The sequence below is a fragment of the Neotabrizicola paludis genome (assembly GCF_044142105.1).
In the GTDB taxonomy this organism is placed as follows: Bacteria; Pseudomonadota; Alphaproteobacteria; order Rhodobacterales; family Rhodobacteraceae; genus Pseudogemmobacter.
Genome location: NZ_JBGTYM010000007.1, coordinates 58,388 through 76,334, shown reverse-complemented (window position 1 = coordinate 76,334; position 17,947 = coordinate 58,388). Strand labels below are relative to the sequence as shown.

20 protein-coding genes are annotated in these 17,947 nt (G+C 66.4%); 11 read left to right on the top strand and 9 right to left on the bottom strand.

What is annotated here, in order from left to right; translation table 11 throughout:
* The first annotated feature begins 70 nt into the window (after positions 1 to 70).
* Genes fliF through fliP form a run of 4 tightly spaced genes read left to right on the top strand, consistent with a single transcriptional unit; the run spans position 71 to position 3,283 of the window.
* Entirely contained in the window at positions 71 to 1,684 is a 1,614-nt protein-coding gene (gene fliF / locus ACED67_RS15040) for a flagellar basal-body MS-ring/collar protein FliF (RefSeq protein ID WP_395542529.1), read from the top strand.
* The gene (locus ACED67_RS15035; protein ID WP_395542528.1) at positions 1,684 to 2,286 is read left to right on the top strand and encodes a FliH/SctL family protein; all 603 of its coding nucleotides are present in this window, start codon (positions 1,684 to 1,686) and stop codon (positions 2,284 to 2,286) included. The genes fliF and ACED67_RS15035 overlap by 1 nt, the downstream gene beginning before the upstream one ends.
* Complete coding sequence (locus ACED67_RS15030; protein ID WP_395542527.1) at positions 2,279 to 2,548, top strand: FliM/FliN family flagellar motor switch protein; 270 nt, start codon at positions 2,279 to 2,281, stop codon at positions 2,546 to 2,548. The genes ACED67_RS15035 and ACED67_RS15030 overlap by 8 nt, the downstream gene beginning before the upstream one ends.
* 9 nt (positions 2,549 to 2,557) lie before the next feature.
* Positions 2,558 to 3,283, top strand: a complete 726-nt coding sequence (gene fliP, locus ACED67_RS15025) for a flagellar type III secretion system pore protein FliP (protein ID WP_395542526.1) — start codon at positions 2,558 to 2,560, stop codon at positions 3,281 to 3,283.
* A 3-nt stretch (positions 3,284 to 3,286) separates the two neighbouring features.
* Here fliP and ACED67_RS15020 read toward each other — a convergent pair whose 3' ends face one another.
* The 6 genes from ACED67_RS15020 to ACED67_RS14995 form a co-directional block, all read right to left on the bottom strand.
* Positions 3,287 to 4,282: an ABC transporter ATP-binding protein gene (locus ACED67_RS15020; RefSeq protein ID WP_395542525.1), complete on the bottom strand. Its 996-nt coding sequence runs from the start codon at positions 4,280 to 4,282 to the stop codon at positions 3,287 to 3,289.
* 7 nt (positions 4,283 to 4,289) lie between these two features.
* Positions 4,290 to 5,312 carry a Gfo/Idh/MocA family protein gene (locus tag ACED67_RS15015; RefSeq protein ID WP_395542524.1) on the bottom strand — a complete coding sequence of 341 codons (1,023 nt, stop codon included), beginning with the start codon at positions 5,310 to 5,312 and terminating at the stop codon, positions 4,290 to 4,292.
* The gene (locus tag ACED67_RS15010) at positions 5,309 to 6,148 is read right to left on the bottom strand and encodes a carbohydrate ABC transporter permease (protein WP_395542523.1); all 840 of its coding nucleotides are present in this window, start codon (positions 6,146 to 6,148) and stop codon (positions 5,309 to 5,311) included. Before ACED67_RS15010 ends, ACED67_RS15015 begins: the two co-directional genes overlap by 4 nt.
* The gene (locus ACED67_RS15005; protein WP_395542522.1) at positions 6,148 to 7,068 is read right to left on the bottom strand and encodes a carbohydrate ABC transporter permease; all 921 of its coding nucleotides are present in this window, start codon (positions 7,066 to 7,068) and stop codon (positions 6,148 to 6,150) included. Before ACED67_RS15005 ends, ACED67_RS15010 begins: the two co-directional genes overlap by 1 nt.
* 86 nt (positions 7,069 to 7,154) lie before the next feature.
* Positions 7,155 to 8,402 (bottom strand): ABC transporter substrate-binding protein, encoded by a 1,248-nt coding sequence (locus tag ACED67_RS15000; protein WP_395542521.1) that lies wholly within the window; start codon positions 8,400 to 8,402, stop codon positions 7,155 to 7,157.
* Positions 8,403 to 8,448: 46 nt separating this feature from the next.
* A complete protein-coding gene (locus tag ACED67_RS14995; protein WP_395542520.1) occupies positions 8,449 to 9,330 on the bottom strand; it encodes an N-acetylmuramic acid 6-phosphate etherase in 882 nt (293 codons plus the stop codon).
* Positions 9,331 to 9,552: 222 nt separating this feature from the next.
* On the opposite strand from ACED67_RS14995, the gene ACED67_RS14990 reads away from it, so the two are divergent.
* The 3 genes from ACED67_RS14990 to nagA are packed head-to-tail and all read left to right on the top strand — an operon-like array spanning position 9,553 to position 12,436.
* Complete coding sequence (locus tag ACED67_RS14990; protein WP_395542519.1) at positions 9,553 to 10,317, top strand: GntR family transcriptional regulator; 765 nt, start codon at positions 9,553 to 9,555, stop codon at positions 10,315 to 10,317.
* Positions 10,314 to 11,336, top strand: a complete 1,023-nt coding sequence (locus ACED67_RS14985; RefSeq protein WP_395542518.1) for an SIS domain-containing protein — start codon at positions 10,314 to 10,316, stop codon at positions 11,334 to 11,336. Before ACED67_RS14990 ends, ACED67_RS14985 begins: the two co-directional genes overlap by 4 nt.
* Complete coding sequence (gene nagA / locus ACED67_RS14980) at positions 11,336 to 12,436, top strand: N-acetylglucosamine-6-phosphate deacetylase (protein WP_395542517.1); 1,101 nt, start codon at positions 11,336 to 11,338, stop codon at positions 12,434 to 12,436. Before ACED67_RS14985 ends, nagA begins: the two co-directional genes overlap by 1 nt.
* A 4-nt stretch (positions 12,437 to 12,440) precedes the next feature.
* Here nagA and secB read toward each other — a convergent pair whose 3' ends face one another.
* Both secB and ACED67_RS14970 read right to left on the bottom strand, forming a co-directional pair.
* Entirely contained in the window at positions 12,441 to 12,956 is a 516-nt protein-coding gene (gene secB, locus ACED67_RS14975) for a protein-export chaperone SecB (protein ID WP_395542516.1), read from the bottom strand.
* A gap of 85 nt (positions 12,957 to 13,041) precedes the next feature.
* The gene (locus ACED67_RS14970; RefSeq protein WP_395542515.1) at positions 13,042 to 13,539 is read right to left on the bottom strand and encodes an FxsA family protein; all 498 of its coding nucleotides are present in this window, start codon (positions 13,537 to 13,539) and stop codon (positions 13,042 to 13,044) included.
* Between the two features lie 119 nt (positions 13,540 to 13,658).
* Here ACED67_RS14970 and ACED67_RS14965 point away from each other — a divergent pair, with 119 nt between their 5' ends.
* From ACED67_RS14965 to ACED67_RS14955, 3 genes are read left to right on the top strand one after another with little or no spacing between them, the layout of a single operon-like run.
* Positions 13,659 to 14,318, top strand: coding sequence for a Tim44/TimA family putative adaptor protein (locus ACED67_RS14965; RefSeq protein ID WP_395542514.1), 660 nt, complete (start codon positions 13,659 to 13,661; stop codon positions 14,316 to 14,318).
* A 9-nt stretch (positions 14,319 to 14,327) separates the two neighbouring features.
* Complete coding sequence (gene mltA / locus ACED67_RS14960; RefSeq protein WP_395542513.1) at positions 14,328 to 15,356, top strand: murein transglycosylase A; 1,029 nt, start codon at positions 14,328 to 14,330, stop codon at positions 15,354 to 15,356.
* Between the two features lie 4 nt (positions 15,357 to 15,360).
* The gene (locus ACED67_RS14955; protein ID WP_395542512.1) at positions 15,361 to 15,915 is read left to right on the top strand and encodes a Smr/MutS family protein; all 555 of its coding nucleotides are present in this window, start codon (positions 15,361 to 15,363) and stop codon (positions 15,913 to 15,915) included.
* Positions 15,916 to 15,918: 3 nt separating this feature from the next.
* Here the strand turns inward: ACED67_RS14955 and ACED67_RS14950 are convergent, their stop codons facing one another.
* Positions 15,919 to 17,052 carry an alpha/beta hydrolase gene (locus tag ACED67_RS14950; protein ID WP_395542511.1) on the bottom strand — a complete coding sequence of 378 codons (1,134 nt, stop codon included), beginning with the start codon at positions 17,050 to 17,052 and terminating at the stop codon, positions 15,919 to 15,921.
* Positions 17,053 to 17,178: 126 nt separating this feature from the next.
* Between ACED67_RS14950 and ACED67_RS14945 the strand changes: the two genes are divergently transcribed.
* A complete protein-coding gene (locus ACED67_RS14945) occupies positions 17,179 to 17,925 on the top strand; it encodes an SDR family oxidoreductase (RefSeq protein WP_395542510.1) in 747 nt (248 codons plus the stop codon).
* Positions 17,926 to 17,947: the final 22 nt, after the last annotated feature.

Sequence of the window (17,947 nt, the reverse complement as noted above, 5' to 3'; positions counted from 1 at the left end):
AGCGAGACCCTTCAATCCTGCGATCCAGCGGGAAGGAATTCCGCCGGAGTCGCCGCCTGTGCAGAACCTGATGTCGATATGGGCTGGGCTGGGCCTGGGTCGCCGCCTTTTCGTGCTGGGGGCCACGCTTGCGGTCTTCCTGGCCGTGCTGGCGCTGGCGCGCATGGCGGGCGGGCCGCAGATGGTGCTGCTCTATGCCGGGCTTGATGGCCGCGCCGCGGGCGAGGTGGTGGCCGCGCTCGACACGCGCGGGGTCGACTATTCGGTGCGCGGCGATTCGATCTATGTCGATGTGAACCAGCGCGACGCGCTGCGCATGGCTCTGGCGGGCGAGGGGTTGCCCAGCGCGGGCGGCGCCGGCTATGAGCTGCTCGATACCCTCTCGGGTTTCGGCACCACGAGCCAGATGTTCGACGCCGCCTATTGGCGGGCGAAAGAGGGCGAACTTGCCCGCACCATCCTTGCCATGCCCGAGGTGCGGGCGGCGCGCGTCCATATCTCGCAAGGCCCGGAAGACCCGTTCCGCCGCGGCGAGACGCCGACCGCATCGGTCACCGTGACCACGGCCAATGGCACGTTGACCGAGGAGCAGGCCCGCGCTTTGAAACATCTGGTCGCCTCGGCCGTTTCGGGGATGAAGCCGCAGGATGTGCAGGTCATCGATACAGTGGGCGGTCTCATCGCGGCCGAGGACGAGGCCGGTCCGAACGCCCTGGGCGGCGAGGCGGCCCAGCGCGCCGAAGAGATCCGCCGCCGGGTCGAGCGGTTGCTGGCGGCGCGGGTCGGCGCCAATAAGGCGGTGGTCGAGGTCGCGGTCGATCTGGTGACCGAGACGGAACAGATCACCGAACGCAAGCTCGACCCGCAGGGAAGGGTGGCGATTTCCTCCGAAACCGAGGAATCCAGCAAACAGGCGACCGAGCCTTCGCCCAGTGTGACGGTGGCCTCCAACCTGCCGCAGGGCAATACCGGGGCGGGGGCGGGCGGCCAGTCGCAGGCAAATGACACGCGCGAGCGGGTGAATTACGACGTCTCGGAAACCCAGCGCGCGCTGACCCGCGCACCGGGCGGGGTGAAGCGCTTGACCGTGGCGGTTCTGGTCGATGGCACGGTGACAATCGCGACCGATGGCAGCCAGAGCTGGGCGCCGCGCAGCGCGGCCGAACTGACCGACCTGCATGATCTGGTTGCCGCCGCCGTGGGGCTGGATGAAAGCCGGGGTGATGTGCTGACGTTGAAATCGCTGGAATTCTCGCCCCTGCCGGTCGAGGGCACCGAGGCGACATCGGGTCTGATCCCGCAGATCGGCCCGGTCGATGTGATGGCCGTCATCCAGATCGCCGCGCTGGCCCTGGTGGCGCTGATCCTGGGTCTTTTCGTGCTGCGCCCGATCTTCGCGTCGGCCCGGGCCGGGGGCGCTGCCGCGCTGCCGCCCGCGGGCGCGCCGCTTGCCCTGCCCGGCGCGGTCGCGGCGGGTGCTGCGGGCGAGGCGCTGACCGGAGAGATCGACACCGGCTTTGCCCTGCCCGATCTGCCGATGGTCGATTTCATGGCCGCCGATGCCGGCGGCGGCGGAGAACAGGAAGACCCCGCCACCCGGCTGCGCCGTCTGATCGAGGAACGCCAGGCCGAGACGATCGAGATCCTGCGCGGCTGGCTGGAGCCCGAGGAGGAGCGCGCCTGATGCCGATGCCCAAGCTTGAGGTCTTTGAACCCGATGGCCGCCGCAAGCCGAACTCGACCCTGGTCACGACCGAGATCGGCGCCATCGAAGAGGCCAAGCTTGCCGCCTATGAACTGGGCTACAAGGCCGGCTGGGACGATGCAGCCAGCGCGCAAACCGACGATCAGACCCGCATCGGCGCCGATCTGGCCCATAGCCTGCAGGCCCTGTCCTTCACCTATCAAGAGGCGCGGGCCCATATCCTCAAGGCGCTGGAGCCGCTTCTGACCGAGATGGTGCACCACCTCCTGCCGGAAATGGCGCGCGAGACGCTGGCGCCGCTGGTGCTTGAACAGGTCATGCCCATGGCCGAGGATCTGGCCGATCATCCCGTGACCTTGGTCCTGAACCCCGCCGTGCGTGACGCGGTCGGGGGGCTGGTCACCCAGGCGACGGGCCTGCCCCTGACGCTGGAGGAAGAACCCAGCCTGCCCGAAGGTCAGGTCTATCTGCGCATGGGCGGGGCCGAGGCCAAGGTCGACCTGACCCGCGTCACGCAAGAGGTTTGCGCCGCCGTGCACGATTTCTTCAGCCTGGCCCAGGAGGGGCCGCCCCATGGATGACCTGACCGAGAAAAGCCCCTTCGCCCAGGTTCCGATCGAGATCACCATCTCGGTCGGCCGCGCAAGGCCGCTGGTGAAAGACCTGCTCCGCCTGTCGCGCGACGCGATCCTGCCTTTGGACCGGCGGGTGGATGACCCGGTCGAGCTCTATGTCGGCGACCGGCTGATCGCGCGGGGCGAGTTGACCGAGATCGAGGGCGATACGCCGGGCCAGCTTGGCGTGCGGCTGACCGAAGTCGCCAATCTCAAGGGCGGGCTTTAGGGGGCGGTCTTGCGCAGGACCCTGATCCTTGCCGCATTCCTGGCCGTGTTCCTGGCCCATCCCGCCGCCGCGCAGCAGGTGACGCTGGATCTGGGCCCAGGCGACAGCCTTGCCGCGCGCTCGGTGCAGCTTCTGGCGCTGATCACCGTCCTGTCGGTGGCGCCGGGCCTGGCGGTCATGGTGACCTGCTTTCCCTTCATCGTCACCGTGCTGTCGATCCTGCGCCAGGGCATCGGACTGCAACAGGCGCCGCCCAATATGCTGATCATCAGCCTTGCCCTGTTCCTGACCTGGTATGTCATGGACCCGGTCTTCACCGAGGCCTGGGTCAAGGGCATCCGGCCCTTTACCGAAAACCGGCTCGACATCACCCAGGCTTTCCTTGAGGCCGCAAAGCCGTTTCGCGGTTTCATGGCGGCGCGGATCGACCCAGACACCTTCGCCAATCTCGACGCGCTGCGCCCGCGCGCGCCGTCGGCCATGGTCGATGCGCCGCTGTCGCTCCTCGTTCCCTCGTTCCTGTTGTCGGAAATCCAGCGCGCCTTCGAGATCGGCTTTCTGGTCTTCCTGCCCTTCCTGATCATCGACCTCGTGGTCTCGGCGATCCTGATGTCGATGGGCATGATGATGGTGCCGCCCGCCGTGGTCTCGCTGCCCTTCAAGCTCGCCTTCTTCGTCGTGGCGGACGGGTGGAGCCTGCTGGCCTCGGCCCTTGTCCGCAGCTATACGCAATAGGCTCTAACGCAGCCTGTTGCCCTGGGCATCGAAGCGGAAAAGACGGCCCGGGTCAGGCGTCAGACGCAGCGCCTGGCCAAAGGCGAAATCGCGCTCGCCGAACAGGCGCAGCGTCACCAGGCCATGTGGATCGCTGCGCAGATAGACCAGCGTCTCGCCACCCAGTTTCTCGATATGGCTGACCTCGCCCACAATCGGCCCCTCGGGGGTGACCGTCAGATGTTCGGGCCTGATGCCCAGGGTCTCGGCCCCGTCGCCCAGCGCCGCGCCCTTCAGGAAATTCATCTGGGGGCTGCCGATGAAGCCCGCGACAAAGACATTGGCCGGATCGTTGTACAGATCCATCGGCCGCCCGACCTGTTCCACCTGCCCGGCCCGCAGCACGACGATCTTGTCGGCCAGGGTCATCGCCTCGACCTGGTCATGGGTGACATAGATCATCGTGGCGCCCAGATCGCGATGAAGCTTTGCGATCTCGATCCGCGTCGCCACCCGCAGCGCCGCGTCCAGATTGGACAAGGGCTCGTCAAAGAGGAACAGCTTCGGCGTCCGCACGATGGCCCGCCCGATCGCCACCCGCTGCCTTTGCCCGCCCGACAGTTCCGCCGGGCGCCGCTCCATCAACGGCTCCAGCGCCAGCATCCCCGCCGCCCGGTCGGTCGCGGCGCGGATCTCGGCCTTGGCGACGCCCGCCTGTTTCAGCGCCAACCCCATATTGTCGCGCACGGTCAGATGCGGGTAGAGCGCATAGCTCTGGAACACCATCGCCAGTTCGCGCTTGGCCGGCGCCACCTCGTTCACCCGCGCCCCGTCCAGCAGGATGTCGCCGCCCGAGGCATCCTCAAGCCCGGCGATGATGCGCAGAAGCGTCGATTTCCCGCAGCCCGATGGTCCGACAAAGACGCAGAACTCGCCATCTTCGACCCGCAGATCCACACCCTTGATCACCTCGGTCACGCCGAAGCGCTTGGTGATGCCTTTCAGTTCCAGTGCGCCCATCTGCCCCTCACAGCCTGACCGGATGGCCCGAACGGACCGATTCGTCCGCCGCCAGGCAGACCGCAAGCGACCGCACCGCATCTTCCATATGCCGCGTAAGGTCGATGTCTTCATGGATTGCGCGGGCCATATAGGCCTGCTCGCGCTCGCACAGCTCTTGATGCCCCGGTTCGTCGGCCATGTTCAGGTTCTCATCCGGCTGACCGACCCGGTGAACCCGCAGCATCGAGGTCTTGGTATGGGTGTCGTGATCGTCCGACCGCGCGTTTTCCGGCATCCTGATCGATACAGCGCCCTTCGGAGACACCACATCCTTCACGAAAAACGCCGTGTCCGACATCATCGGCCCCCAGCCCGCCTCATACCAGCCGACCGAGCCATCGTCGAAGATCACCTGGAAATGCCCGTAATTGTACATGTCCTGCGGGATCTCGTCCGACAGCCGCAACCCCATGCCGCGCACCTCGACCGGGGCGGCATCGGTGATCTGGCACATCACGTCGACATAATGCACGCCGCAATCGACGATGGGCGATGTCGTCTGCATCAGCTGCTTGTGCGTGTCCCAGGTCGAGCCCGAAGACTGCTGGTTCAGGTTCAGCCGGAACACATAGGGCCCGCCCAGCGCGCGCGCTTCGGCGATCAGACGCATCCAGCTTGGATGGTGGCGCAGGATATAGCCCACCACTAGCTTGCGCCCGGTCGCCTTGGCGCAATCCACCACCCGCCGCGCTTCGGACACGCTCATCGCCAAGGGCTTTTCGACAAAGACATGCGCCCCCGCCTCCATCGCCGCCACGGCATAATCGGCATGAGAATCGGTATAGGTCGCCACGCAGACCAGATCGGGTTTCAGCCTGTTCAGAGCCTCATGATAGTCCGGCGTGATGGCATAGCCCGCCAAGGCCGGGTCCAGCCGCGGGGTCGACCGATTCACCAGGCCCAGCAGGTCAAAGCTGGGGTCGCGGTGATAGGCCAGGGCATGGCTTCGGCCCATATTGCCAAGGCCTGCAACGAGAGTTCGGATCATTTCACGGCTCCTGCGGTGATGCCGCGGATCAATTGCCGCGAGAAGATCAGGTACAGCACCAGCACTGGCAGGATCGCCAGCGACAAGGCCGCCAGAACCGCGTTCCAGTTGGTGACGAATTGCCCGATGAAGACCTGCGCCCCCAGCGTGACTGTCTTGGTCTGCTCGGCCGGGGCCAGGATCAGCGGGAACCACAGGTCGTTCCAGATCGGGATCATGGTGAAGACGGCCACGGTCGCCATGGCCGGGCGCACCAGCGGCAGGACCAGACGGAAGAAGATGGCATATTCGCTCAGCCCGTCGATCCGCCCGGCATTCTTCAGATCGTCCGAGACGCCCTTCATGAATTCGGACAGGATGAAGATCGACAGCGGCAGCCCTTGCGCGGTGTAGACCAGGATCAGCGCGGTCAGCGTGTTCACCAGCCCGCCCGTCACCATGATCTCCAGGATCGCAACGGTGCCCAGCCGGATCGGGATCATGATCCCCAGCGCCAGGTAAAGCCCCATCAGGCTGTTGCCGCGAAAGCGGTATTCCGACAGGGCAAAGGCCGCCATGGCGCCGAACAGCAGAACGCAGAACAGGCTTGCCACCGTGACGACCATGGAATTCTGGAAATACAGCAGGAAATCGCCCTGCTTCATCACGGTCTGATAGCCGATCAGATCGAAACTCCCTGGCCCCGGCAGCGCCAGCGGATCGGCGAAAATCGCCTTGCGGCTTTTGAAGCTGTTGATCACGATCACGAAGACCGGAAACAGCGCGATCAGCGTATAGGCGATCAGCACGGCATGGGCGGCGATGCTGCGGCCGATATGGGAACGGGCACGGGCCATCAGAACTGATACCTCCGAAGCCGGGTCTGGATGCCGAAAAGATACAGGCAGACCCCCACCAGAATGATGCCGAACATGGCCCCCGCAATGGCCGAGCCCATATAGGGATCGCCGATCTGCAACTGGAAGCCAAAGAAGGTGCGGTAAAGGAAGGTCCCCAGGATATCTGTCGAGAAATCCGGTCCCGCCAGCGCGCCCTGCGCCACGTAGATCAGGTCGAAGGCGTTGAAATTGCCGACGAAGGTCAGGATCGAGATGATGCCGATCGCGGGCAGGATCAGCGGCAGCTTGATCTTCCAGAATTGCGACCAGCCGGTGATCCCGTCCATTTCGGCCGCTTCCAGCACCTCATCGGGAATGCTCAGCAGCGCCGCATAGATCAGCATCATCGGAATGCCCACGAATTGCCAGACCGAGACCAGCGCCAGCGCGGTCAGGGCATATTCCTCTTTGCCTAGCCAGGGCGCGAACAGGGATTTCAGCCCCACCGCGTCCAGCATTCCCGGTGCGATGCCCCAGATCGGCGACAGGATCAGCTTCCAGACGAAGCCGACGATGACAAAGCTCAGGATGGTGGGAATGAAGATCGCGGTCCGGTAGAACGCCGCCATCCGCAGCTTGGGCGAAGACAGCAAGGCGGCCAGCGCGATGCCGATGGGGTTCTGCACGATCATATGGATCACGAAGAACCAGAAATTATTGCCCAGGGCGTTCCAGAACGCGTCCGACCACAGCGCTTCGCCGAACAGCCGGGCGAAATTCGCAAGCCCCACAAAGATCCGCGTTCCGGCCGCATCCTCGTTGAACAGGCTCTGCGCCAGCGTCCCGAACAGGGGCAGGATCATCAGCGCGGTATAGACCGCCACGGCGGGTGCCAGAAACACCGCGATATGCCAGCGCACCGGCCGACCCTGCGCCATGCCTTTGCCCCCTTCTTCTGTTCTCAAAATTCCCGCAGGGAGTCCGGGGGGCGCGAAGCCCCCCGGACCGTGCCTTCAGCCCGCGCTTACTTCTGCGGATCGTACCAGCTTGCCAGGCCTTCCTGCAGCCGCTTGCCCGCGTCTTCCGGCGTCTCGGTGCCCTTGATGACGTTCGCGCTGGCGTTCCAGGTCTCGTTTTCCAGGTTCGGCGTGCCGCGCGACAGGATCTGATAGGTCGAGCGGATCGTCGGCTGGCACTTCTCGCGCCAGGACACGAATTCCTGCGCCAGCGGGTCCTCCATCTTCACCGCAGTCGAGTTCAGGCTGAAGAAGCCTGGCAGCGCATTGGCATACATGGTGGCGAATTCGGGCGAGCCGACCCATTCCAGGAAGGTCTTGGCCGTTTCGGCATTGGGCGAGGCCGCGTTCATGCCGATGGCGATGTCGGTATGGTCCGAGATATAGCAGGTGTCGCCCGCGGCAGGCACCGGCGGCGGGAAGGCGCCCATCTTGAACCCGGCCTGGGTGTTGAAGCCCGCGATTTCCCAGGATCCGGCGGGATAGATCGCCGCACGGCCCAGGGTGAACAGGTTCTGGCTGTCCGGGTAGGTCTGTGCCTCGAACCCGTCGCCCAGATAATCCTTCCACTTCGCCAGCTCGCGATAGGGCTGGACCCAGGCGTCATCGGTCAGCTTCTGGGTGCCCGCGATCAGCGCCAGCCGGCCCTCTTCGCCCTTCCAGTAATTCGGCCCGATGTTCTGATAGCCCATCGTGGCGGCTTCCCACTGGTCATTGGTGCCCATGGCCATCGGGATATAGGTGCCATCCGCCTTGATCTTGTCGAGCACGGCGTAGAATTCGTCCATCGTCGCGGGCTGGGTCAGGCCCAGCGCGTCGAAGGCATCCTTGTTATAGATGAAACCGTGGATGACCGAGGCCATCGGGACGCAGAAGGTTGCCGCGCCATCATCGGTCTGCCAGGCCGATTTCGCGACCGACGAGAAATTCTTCATCGCGTCAAGGCTGGTCAGGTCGGCCAGATAGCCCTTCTTGTAAAGGTCCAGCGAGGCGTCGAAGGGACGGCAGGTGATCAGGTCGCCCGCCGATCCGGCCTCGAGCTTGGAATTCAGCGAGGCATTGTATTCGGTCGGCGCCGAAGGGGCGAAAACCACCTTGATATCGGGGTGCTGCGCCTCGAAAGCCGGAATGATCGTGTCCTGCCAGATGGTCAGGTCGTCATTGCGCCAGCTTTCAATGGTCAGCGTGGTTTCGGCCAGCGCCGGGCCCGCCAGAAGCGTGCTGGTCAGAAGCGCCAAGCGGATCGGTTTCATCATCGTCAACTCCCTGCTGTCTGGGCCTGTTCCCGGCCCGGTTGGTTCGTCAGTCCATCAGCGGGGCAAGATGCCCCGCCGTCCGTTGCAAATCCTCTGCGGCCTCGGCGGCGCTGCGCCCGCGCGCGACCAGGATGGCGAGTTTCACGGCACCCTGCGTCATCTCCAAAGCGGCTCCGGCATGGCTGAAATCGCGGCCTGAAAGCGCCTGCACGATCCCCGCCGCGCGGTCGCGCAGCTTGGCATTGTCGGCCACCAGATTGACCATGAACCCGTCATGCACATGGCCCAGGCCCAGGCCCATCAGCACCGAAATCAGGTTGAGGGCGGCTTTCTGCGCGGTGCCCGCCGCCAGGCGCGTCGACCCGGCCACCACTTCGGCCCCGGTCTCCAGCAGCACGGGAATATCGGCACCCGCCAGCAGGGCTGACCCGCCGACATTGGCGATGCCGATCACCGTGCTCCCCTCTGCCCGGGCCAGCCGCGCGACCTCGACCGTATAGGGCGTGCCGCCCGAGGCGGAGACACAGATCACCGCGTCGCCCCTGCCCAGCCCGGCCCGGGCGAAATCCGCCGCGGCCAGCGCCGGATCATCCTCGACCGCGCCCTGCATATGCAGCAGCGCCGCGGCCCCGCCCGCGAAAAGCATGGGTGTGCGTTCCGGCGGGATGCCGAAGGTTCCGGCCAGTTCCAGACAATCCGAAAGGGCCATCACGCCCGAAGACCCCGCCCCGGCATAGGCCAGCTTGCCCCCCGATCGCAGCGCCTCGGTCGCCGCCACGGCGGCGCGCTCCAAGGCCGGAAGGGCAGGCAGAACACAGCCCAAAGACGCCGTCTGCGCCGCAAGCAACCGGGCCAGCGCCTCGGCAGCCGGAACCCGGTGCAGCCCGTCCGCAGACGGATGACGCGCTTCGGTAGAGCGTTCGGCCATGTGATTCCCCCTGATGATTTGATGATGCCAAAATAATACCACTTGTAAAGCCTCTTGTGCAGAAACGCCGAATCTGGCTAGATTTGCCGAAGATTGGCAATACCACTTCCAAATTGGTATTATCATGGTATCTTCCATGGCCAGATCGGCACGGGGGTGCGGCATGGCGGCTTTCTTCGGCAAAACGGATATCTCCGCCTGCATCCGGGCGGGGCAGGCAGCATGAACCTGGCCTTCGATCCCGGCGATTTCGCGGATCCGGGCTCCGGTCCGCTTTACCTGCAACTCCAGCGCCGTATCGCCGAGAGCATCCAGGCCGCGCGGCTTGCCCCCGGCGACAGCCTGCCGCCCGAGCGCGACCTTGCCGCCATGACCGGCCTGTCGCGCGTCACCGTGCGCAAGGCCATTCAAGAACTGGTTTCCGCCGGTCAATTGGTGCAGCGCCGGGGTTCGGGCACCTTCGTCGCCCCCCGGGTCGAACGGCTGGAGCAGGCGCTCTCGCTGCTGACTTCCTTCACCGAAGACATGGCTCGGCGGGGACGCACGGTCGATTCGATCTGGCTCTCGCGCCGCATCGACGCGCCCGCGCCCGAGGAAAGCATGGCGCTGGGCCTTGGCCCCGGCGCGCGGGTGGCGCGGCTGGAACGGGTGCGCCGGTCCGATGGTGTCCCCCTGGCAATCGAGCGCGCCGCCCTGCCGCTTTCCGCCCTGCCCGACCCCGAAGCGGTCGAGACCAGTCTCTATGCCGTGCTTCAGCGCAATGGCCAGCGCCCGGTCCGCGCCGTGCAGCGTATCTCTGCCGCCAACCTCTCGCCCCGTGATGCCGAGCATCTGGGTGTCGCCTCCGGCGCTGCCGGCCTGCGGATCGAGCGGATCGGCTACCTGCCGGATGGCCGTGTCGTCGAATACACCCGATCGCTCTATCGCGGCGATGCCTATGACTTCGCTGTCGAACTGAAACTCGCCCCCGAAGGAGGCCCGGCATGACCTCGCATATGCTACGCGAAGTGGCAGAAATCCCCGAAGTGACGGCGCGCTTTCTGCGCGACAGCGGCGCGGATGTCGAAAAAGCGGCTCTGACACTGCGGAATCTCGACCCGGCATTGGTGATCACCGTGGCGCGCGGCTCGTCCGATCATGCGGCGACCTATCTGAAATATGCGGTCGAGTTGCTGGCGGGCATTCCCGTCGCCTCGGTCGGGCCTTCGGTCGCGTCGGTCTATGGCCGCCCCCTGCGCCTTCAGGGCGCGGCCTGCCTGGGCATCTCGCAATCCGGCCGCAGCCCCGACATTGTCGAGATGATGCGCGCAGCGGGTTCGGGCGGGGCGGCGACGGTGGCGATCACCAACTTCGCCGACAGCCCTATGGCCCAGGTCAGCGCCCATTGCCTGCCGTTGCGCGCGGGCACCGAACAAAGCGTCGCCGCGACCAAGACTTTCGTGACCTCGGTTCTGGCGGGCCTGGCCCTTCTCGCGGCCTGGCGGCAGGATGCTGAGCTCGCTGCCGCCCTGCAAGACCTGCCCCGCGCCTTTGATCAGGCGCTGACGCTCGACTGGTCGCCCTTGTCCGACCGGCTGTCGCGGGCGGGTCAGGCCTATGTTCTGGGCCGCGGCCCGGCCTTCGCCATTGCCAGCGAGGCGGCGCTCAAGCTGAAAGAGGTCTGCGGCCTTCATGCCGAGGCCTATTCGGCGGCTGAGGTGCTGCATGGCCCCGCCGCCATCGTGCAGGCGCATTTCCCGGTCTTCGCCCTGGGCGTTCAGGATGCGGCGCTGTCCCATGTCGTCGCCACGGCGGAACATCTGGCTGGGCAGGGGGCCGATGTCTTCCTGACCGGCGCCAATGCCAGGGGTGCCGTCACCCTGCCTTCGGTGGCCAACCTGCATCCGCTTGTCGCGCCGCTGGTGGCCAGCGTCTCCTTCTATGCCTTTGCCGAGGGCCTGTCGCGCCGCCGCGGCTTTGACCCCGACACCCCGCCGCATCTGCGCAAGGTCACGGAGACCGTCTGATGGCTGTCACCTATGCCGGCGCCCGGATCTTCGATGGCACGGCGCTGCGCCCGGGCGGCCTGACGGTTCAGGATGGAAAGATCGCCGAATCCGCAGGCGCAGAGACGATTCTGCTTGATGGCGGCTACGTGCTGCCCGGTCTTCTCGACCTGCAGGTGAACGGGGCGGGCGGCAGGATGATCTCGGGTTCCACCACGACCCAAGATCTGAATGCCTTCTGCGACATCCATGCCCGGCTTGGCGCGACGGGCGTCTTGCCGACGCTGATCACCGACACGGCCCAGGCGACCGCCGCGCTGATCGAGGCGGCGGCCGCCTGCCGCCATCCCGGTTTCCTGGGCCTGCATCTGGAAGGCCCGCATCTCGACCCGCGCCGCAAGGGGGCGCATGATCCGGCGCTGATCCGGCCGATGGTGGAAGACGACCTGAACAGGCTCTGCGATGCCCGGAAACGCCTGCCCGCCCTGCTGATCACGGTCGCCCCGGCGGCGGTCACGCCCGAGCAGATCGCGCGTCTTTCGGCGGCGGGCGTGATCGTGGCGCTGGGCCATAGCGAATGCAGCCATGACGAGGCGACAGCCGCCTTCGCCGCCGGGGCGCGGGCGGTGACCCATCTCTTCAACGCCATGAGCCAGCTTGGCAACCGCGAGCCCGGGCTTGCCGGGGCGGCGATGACACAGCAGGTGCAATGCGGGCTGATCGCCGATGGGCTGCATGTGCATCCGGCGGTGATGCGGATCGCCCTGGCCGCCAGCGACAGGATCTATCTGGTGTCCGATGCGATGGCCCCGGCGGGCAGCGCGATCACCGAATTCACGCTGGGCGGGCGGCGCATCCTGCGGCGCGACGGGCGGCTGACCCTGGCCGATGGCACGCTGGCCGGGGCCGATCTGACCCTGCCGCAGGCCATCGCCAATCTGGTCCGGCTTTGCGGCGTGGCACCCGAGACGGCCTTCGCCATGGCCAGCGCGCGCCCGGCGGCGCTGCTGGGCCGCGCCGATCTGGGGCATCTCCGCCCGGGCGCCCGGGCGGATTTCGTGCATCTGGGGCCAGACCTTTCCCTGCGCGGCGTGTGGCGCGGCGGGGAAAGGCTGGCCTGACGCCTCAGTTCGGCGTGGCGGCGGCCGGCGCGGCCGCGGCCTGGGCGCGGCGGGCCATCTCCTGGCGATACAGCGCCATGAAATCCACCTGATCCACGTTCAAGGGCGGGAAGCCGCCATCGCGCGTCACGTCGCTGATGATGCGGCGCACGAAGGGGAACAGGATGCGCGGGCATTCGATCAGCAGGAAGGGGTGAAGCTGCGCTTCGGGAATGCCCTCGACATGGAAGGTCCCGCCATATTCCAGTTCCAGCAGGAACAGAATCTCGCTGTTGACCTTGTTCTTCGACGTGACCTTGAACTTCATCACGATATCATACTGGTGCTCGGCTGCGCGTTTGCGCGCATCCAGGCTGACCGCCACTTCGATATCGGGCTGCACGTCGCCCCCGGCCAGACCCTTGCGGGCGACCATGTTCTCAAAGCTCATGTCCCGGACATATTGTGCCAGGACCTGCATCCGCACTTGCGGCGCGGCGGGCGATGGGGCGCCGTTGGGCGCGGTGACGTCTTCCGTCATCAGTACCTCCTCGGGGGCCTTATCGGCCCGAATGACCTGACGGTTGCCTAGCAGAGGGGCCGCGCACGCTCAATGCAATAGGCGTCTAGTGCCGGTGCCCCTCGTCCCGCGTCCAGCCCGAAGTGCCCTGCGGCCGTCCGATTCCGCGCGGCGTTTCGGGGGGCACTTCCGTCCAGTCGCCGTCGATCACATCGTCGCGGCCACCCGGCCGCGCCGTGCCTGTGCTCCGGGTCATCACCACGGCCCTGGCCAGGAGCGCGCGGGCCAGAAGCCGCTGCACGGGCGGCACCAACAGCAACAGGCCCAGGGCGTCGGTCAGAAAGCCCGGCAGGATCAGCAGCACCCCCGCCAGCATGCCGAAGGCGCCGCCTGCGATTTCTGCCCCCGGCTGGCGCAAGGCCGACAGGCCCTGGCGCAGCTTCAGGGCGCTGCGTGCGGCAGTCAGCCGCATCACCAAGACGCCCAGAACCCCGCTCAGAAGCACCCAGGCCAGCGTGGCCCAGACCCCGATCGTCCCGCCAATCGCGACAAAAAGCGCGATTTCCACCAGCGGCCAGGCAAGAAACGCCAGGATCAACCACATTTCTCATATCCTTTGCCTGCAAGATGGGGCCCAAGGTTTACTTGAACCCGCCCCGCCCCTACATAGGGACCAACCCCCCGGCCTCAAGCCGGGCTTTCCTATTCCTTCGGAGCTTGCCCGTGAATTCCTCGCTGATCCAACTTCTTGTTCTCGCCGGGATCGCGGTCTTCCTGATCCTGAAACTCCGCTCGGTTCTGGGCACTCGCGACGGCTTTGAAAAGCCCCCCATCCCGCTGGAAGATGTGCGTCCCCAGGTCAAGCGTGACTTTGAGGTGATCGAGGGCGGCCCCGACCGCGATATCATCGACCATGTGCCCGATGGCTCGTCCTCCGCCAAGGCCCTCGCCGCGATGAAACTGGCTGAACCCTCGTTCAGCGTCAGCCCCTTCCTGGCCGGCGCGCGCCAGGCCTATGAGATGATCCTCATGGCCTTCGAACGTGGCGATATCGACCCGGTCCGCCCCTTCCTGGCCGATGAGGTCGAGGCGAGCTTTACCGAAGTGATCGAACAGCGCGCCCGCGACGGGCTGACCATCGAGGCCAATTTCGTCGGCCTCAAGGAAATGGCGCTGCAAGAGGCGACCTTCGATCGCAATTCGGGCTTTGCCGAAATCACCGTGCGTTTTGTGGGCGAGCTGACCCAGGTCGTCCGCAACAAGGCGGGCGAGGTGGTCGAGGGCGATGCCAAGAGCATCAAGCGCCAGCGCGATGTCTGGACCTTCGCCCGCCGCATGGGCGTGGACGACCCGAATTGGCAGCTCGTGGCGACGGGCGACTGACGCCTTGCCATGGGCCAGCCGCCGCTCCGCTGCCTTGCCCTGCTTCTGGCGCTGATGGCGCCGCCGATGGCCCGGGCGCAGGTCGTCGATTTCGAAGGGCTCGCGGGGTGGCGCGAGGATGGTCAGGCCGCCGCTCTGGCGGCCTTTCTTGTCACCTGTGATCAGCTTCAGGCGCCGGAATGGGGCCCGCTCTGCGCCCTTGCCGCCGATGTGCCGTCCGACGATGCCTCGGCCCGCGCCTTTTTCGAGCTGTTCTTCAAGCCGGTGATCGTGGGCACGCCCCCCGCGCTGTTCACCGGCTATTATGAGCCGGAACTGAATGGCTCCCCCGTCCGCACCGCGCGCTATGCCTGGCCGATCTACCGCCGCCCGCCCGAATTGCAGGATGGTGCGGTCTGGCATTCCCGCGCGGTGATCGAAAGCGGCATCCTGCGCGGCCGTGGGCTGGAGATTGCCTGGATCGACGACCCGGTCGAAGTCTTCTTCCTGCATATCCAGGGCTCGGGCCGCATCCGTATGACCGATGGCCGGGTGATCCGCGTGGGCTATGCCGGCAAGAACGGTCATCCTTACCGCTCGGTCGGGCAGGAACTGGTGCGCCGCGGCATCATGACGGTGGATGAGGTCTCGGCCGGGGCGATCCGCGCCTGGGTGCGGCGCAATCCCGGCCTGGGCGACGACCTCCTGAATGCCAATCCGTCCTATGTTTTCTTCCGCAAACTGGCCGATCTGCCCGCCGACAAGGGTCCGATCGGGGCCATGGGCCGCTCGATCACGCCGCTGCGCTCGCTGGCGGTCGACCCCGCCTTCACGCCCCTTGGCGCGCCGGTCTGGATCGAGAAGGAAGGCCGGGTGCCGATGAATCGCCTGATGGTGGCGCAGGATACCGGCGGCGCGATCAAAGGGGCGCAGCGGGCCGATATCTTCTACGGCTTCGGCGATGCGGCAGGCGATGCGGCGGGCGAGGTCAAGGATGGCGGACGCATGGTCATCCTGATGCCCATCGACCGCGCCTATGTGCTGGCTTCGGGCCTTTAGCCGGATGCGCCGCCGCCTGACCTCGGACGAGGCTGAACTCTGGAGCACGGTCGCGCGCAGCATCACGCCGATGCACAACCGCCACCTGCAGTTGCCCGACCCGGTCGAGCCGACGACCCCCGAGCCCCAGCCCGTGAAACAGCCGGCCCAGAGCCGGATTCCCGCCTTCCGTCTGGGCGAGAAAGCCGCCCCCGCACCCGCCGCGCCGCCCTCCGACCCCCTGCGCATGGATGCCCGCACCCATCAGAAGATGACGCGCGGCAAGCTTGCCCCCGAGGCGCGGATCGACCTGCACGGCATGACGCTGGCCGAGGCGCATCCCGAGCTGATCCGCTTCATCCTCAACGCCCAGAGTGACGGGCTGCGGCTGGTGCTGGTCATCACCGGCAAGGGCAAGGGCGTGGCCGATCCGGTGCCGCGCCCCATCGGCGCGCTGCGCCATCAGGTGCCGCATTGGCTCCGCCTGCCGCCCCTGGCGCTGTCGGTCCAGCAGGTCGCCGAGGCGCATCTGAAACACGGCGGCAGCGGTGCCTTCTATGTCTATCTCCGGCGGCGCTAGAGCCTAGTTCTGCGTCGCCAGCCCTTCGACCGGGGCAAGGATGATGCCCGTCGCATTGCGCACCGTCAGCACCACGCCCGGCAACAGGCCGACCCGCGCTGCCGCTTCGGCCCGGAAGGCCGCGTCGATATTGGCGATGCCCCCCAGAAGCTGGATCAGCGCCGGGGAATTGCCCAGGTTGAAATGCCCGCCGTCAACGCTATAGGCGGCTGTGTCCAGATAGGTCACGTCCAGATCGGAAATCGGCGTCAGGTTCTTGAGATTGCCCAGCCTGTCCGGCGCGCCCGAGAGCTTTGACGAGATGTTCAGCACCGTGTCGCGCGTATTGCCGAAGATGATGAAGGGCTCGGGCAGCTTGCCGATGGCATGGGCCTGGGCGCGGAACAGATCCACATCCAGATCGGGCGATAACAGCACCACGCCGCCCAGATGACGGTTCACCTGATGGTCTTTCGACAGATAGACCTGCCGCAGCGATTCCATGGTCAGCGCGGCGCCCATCGAATGCGCCACGATGATGATCCGGTTCGCCCCGGCCATCGCCACCTGATTCAGCAGATCTTCCAGCCCGTCGCGCGCGAAAAGCGCGGAGTCGCGGTCATAGACATAGCCAAGGGGCGAGCCGCGGCTGGGCCAGGAATAATGCACCGCCACGCCCGGCACCTTGAGGTCGGTATGCATCTGCGCCACGCGATAGACGCTTTCGGCCATGGTGTTGTTGAAGCCATGGACATAAACCACCACGTCGCGCTGCTTGCGGATATCCATCGCGCCGCGCAGCGCCTTCCGAAACTCCTCCGGCCGGTCATAGACCGTCTCGCCATAGGTCAGGAACTCGGTGTCGGGATTGGCGCGGCGGGCATTCGTCGGCCATTTCACCTCGCCCACGGCACGTTCAGGCGGCACGCGCACATCGATGCGCAGAAAGGTCGCGGCCTCCGAACGGCCATAGCCAAAGCCGGACGCGCCCTGGTCTTTCTTGCGCGAGGTGCCCACGAACACCACTTCGCGCACCCCGCTCGCGGCGGCGGCGGCGGCCTTTTCGGGCGGCATCTGGTCGACCAGAACGAATTCGCCGCGCGGCGAGCAGGCAACCAGCAGCAGGATCAGCAGAGGGGCAAGGATATGGCGCATCATCTGCACATCAATGCGGCGGCGCGGCGCCGGGTCAAGGCCGGACCTTGCAGGGCTGCGGCGCGTTTTCGCCGTGACCTACACGCCGCCGTCACATATCACCGCCATGACCCAGGACAGGAGGCCCAGATGACCCAATCCCTTACCGGCCAAAGCGCCCTCGTCACCGGCGGCGCCGGCGGCATCGGCCTTGCCACCTGCCGCGCGCTGGCCGCGCTGGGCGCGCGCGTCACCTTCACCGCCCGCAGCGCCGCCAGCCTTGACGCGGCGCAGACCGACTTGGCGGGCATCGCCGCCGGCGTGCTCTGCGACATCACCGACCGGGCGGCACTTGCGGCGCTGGCCGGGCGCGGCTTTGACATCCTGATCAACAATGCCGCCACGGTGAACCCGATCGGCCGCATCACCGACCTGACGGTCGAGGCATTTTCCGCCAGCATAGAGACGAATCTCGTCGCCCAGTTCGACGCGATCCGCCTCTGTCTGCCCGCCATGCTGGCGCGTGGGCGGGGGACAGTGGTCAATGTCTCCTCGGGCGCCGCCCATCGCCCGCAAGAGGGTTGGTCGGCCTATTGCGCCGGCAAGGCGGGGCTAGCCATGCTCACCCGCTCGCTGCACCTGGAATATGGCGATCAGGGCATCCGCGCCTTCGGCCTTGCCCCCGGCGTGGTCGACACCGCGATGCAGGGCGTCATCCGTGCCTCGGGCATCAACCCCGTCTCGCAGCTGCCCCGCAGCGCGCTCGCGTCGCCCGACCAGCCGGGTCAGGCCCTTGCCTGGCTCTGCACGCAAGCCGCCGATCCGCTGATCGGCAAGGAGCTGGACATCCGCGATCCCGATCTGCGCGCCGCCGCCGGTCTTCCGCCCTTGGCCTGACCCCGGCACCCCGCTAGCATGT

What these genes read in the sequence shown, in the direction of transcription:
- fliF (WP_395542529.1), top strand. Translation starts at nt 71, where the DNA reads ATGTCGATATGGGCTGGGCTGGGCCTGGGTCGCCGCCTTTTCGTGCTG.
- ACED67_RS15035 (WP_395542528.1), top strand. Translation starts at nt 1,684, where the DNA reads ATGCCGATGCCCAAGCTTGAGGTCTTTGAACCCGATGGCCGCCGCAAG.
- ACED67_RS15030 (WP_395542527.1), top strand. Translation starts at nt 2,279, where the DNA reads ATGGATGACCTGACCGAGAAAAGCCCCTTCGCCCAGGTTCCGATCGAG.
- ACED67_RS15020 (WP_395542525.1), bottom strand. Translation starts at nt 4,282, where the DNA reads ATGGGCGCACTGGAACTGAAAGGCATCACCAAGCGCTTCGGCGTGACC.
- ACED67_RS15015 (WP_395542524.1), bottom strand. Translation starts at nt 5,312, where the DNA reads ATGATCCGAACTCTCGTTGCAGGCCTTGGCAATATGGGCCGAAGCCAT.
- ACED67_RS15010 (WP_395542523.1), bottom strand. Translation starts at nt 6,148, where the DNA reads ATGGCCCGTGCCCGTTCCCATATCGGCCGCAGCATCGCCGCCCATGCC.
- ACED67_RS15005 (WP_395542522.1), bottom strand. Translation starts at nt 7,068, where the DNA reads ATGGCGCAGGGTCGGCCGGTGCGCTGGCATATCGCGGTGTTTCTGGCA.
- ACED67_RS15000 (WP_395542521.1), bottom strand. Translation starts at nt 8,402, where the DNA reads ATGATGAAACCGATCCGCTTGGCGCTTCTGACCAGCACGCTTCTGGCG.
- ACED67_RS14995 (WP_395542520.1), bottom strand. Translation starts at nt 9,330, where the DNA reads ATGGCCGAACGCTCTACCGAAGCGCGTCATCCGTCTGCGGACGGGCTG.
- ACED67_RS14990 (WP_395542519.1), top strand. Translation starts at nt 9,553, where the DNA reads ATGAACCTGGCCTTCGATCCCGGCGATTTCGCGGATCCGGGCTCCGGT.
- ACED67_RS14985 (WP_395542518.1), top strand. Translation starts at nt 10,314, where the DNA reads ATGACCTCGCATATGCTACGCGAAGTGGCAGAAATCCCCGAAGTGACG.
- nagA (WP_395542517.1), top strand. Translation starts at nt 11,336, where the DNA reads ATGGCTGTCACCTATGCCGGCGCCCGGATCTTCGATGGCACGGCGCTG.
- secB (WP_395542516.1), bottom strand. Translation starts at nt 12,956, where the DNA reads ATGACGGAAGACGTCACCGCGCCCAACGGCGCCCCATCGCCCGCCGCG.
- ACED67_RS14970 (WP_395542515.1), bottom strand. Translation starts at nt 13,539, where the DNA reads ATGTGGTTGATCCTGGCGTTTCTTGCCTGGCCGCTGGTGGAAATCGCG.
- mltA (WP_395542513.1), top strand. Translation starts at nt 14,328, where the DNA reads ATGGGCCAGCCGCCGCTCCGCTGCCTTGCCCTGCTTCTGGCGCTGATG.
- ACED67_RS14955 (WP_395542512.1), top strand. Translation starts at nt 15,361, where the DNA reads ATGCGCCGCCGCCTGACCTCGGACGAGGCTGAACTCTGGAGCACGGTC.
- ACED67_RS14950 (WP_395542511.1), bottom strand. Translation starts at nt 17,052, where the DNA reads ATGATGCGCCATATCCTTGCCCCTCTGCTGATCCTGCTGCTGGTTGCC.
- ACED67_RS14945 (WP_395542510.1), top strand. Translation starts at nt 17,179, where the DNA reads ATGACCCAATCCCTTACCGGCCAAAGCGCCCTCGTCACCGGCGGCGCC.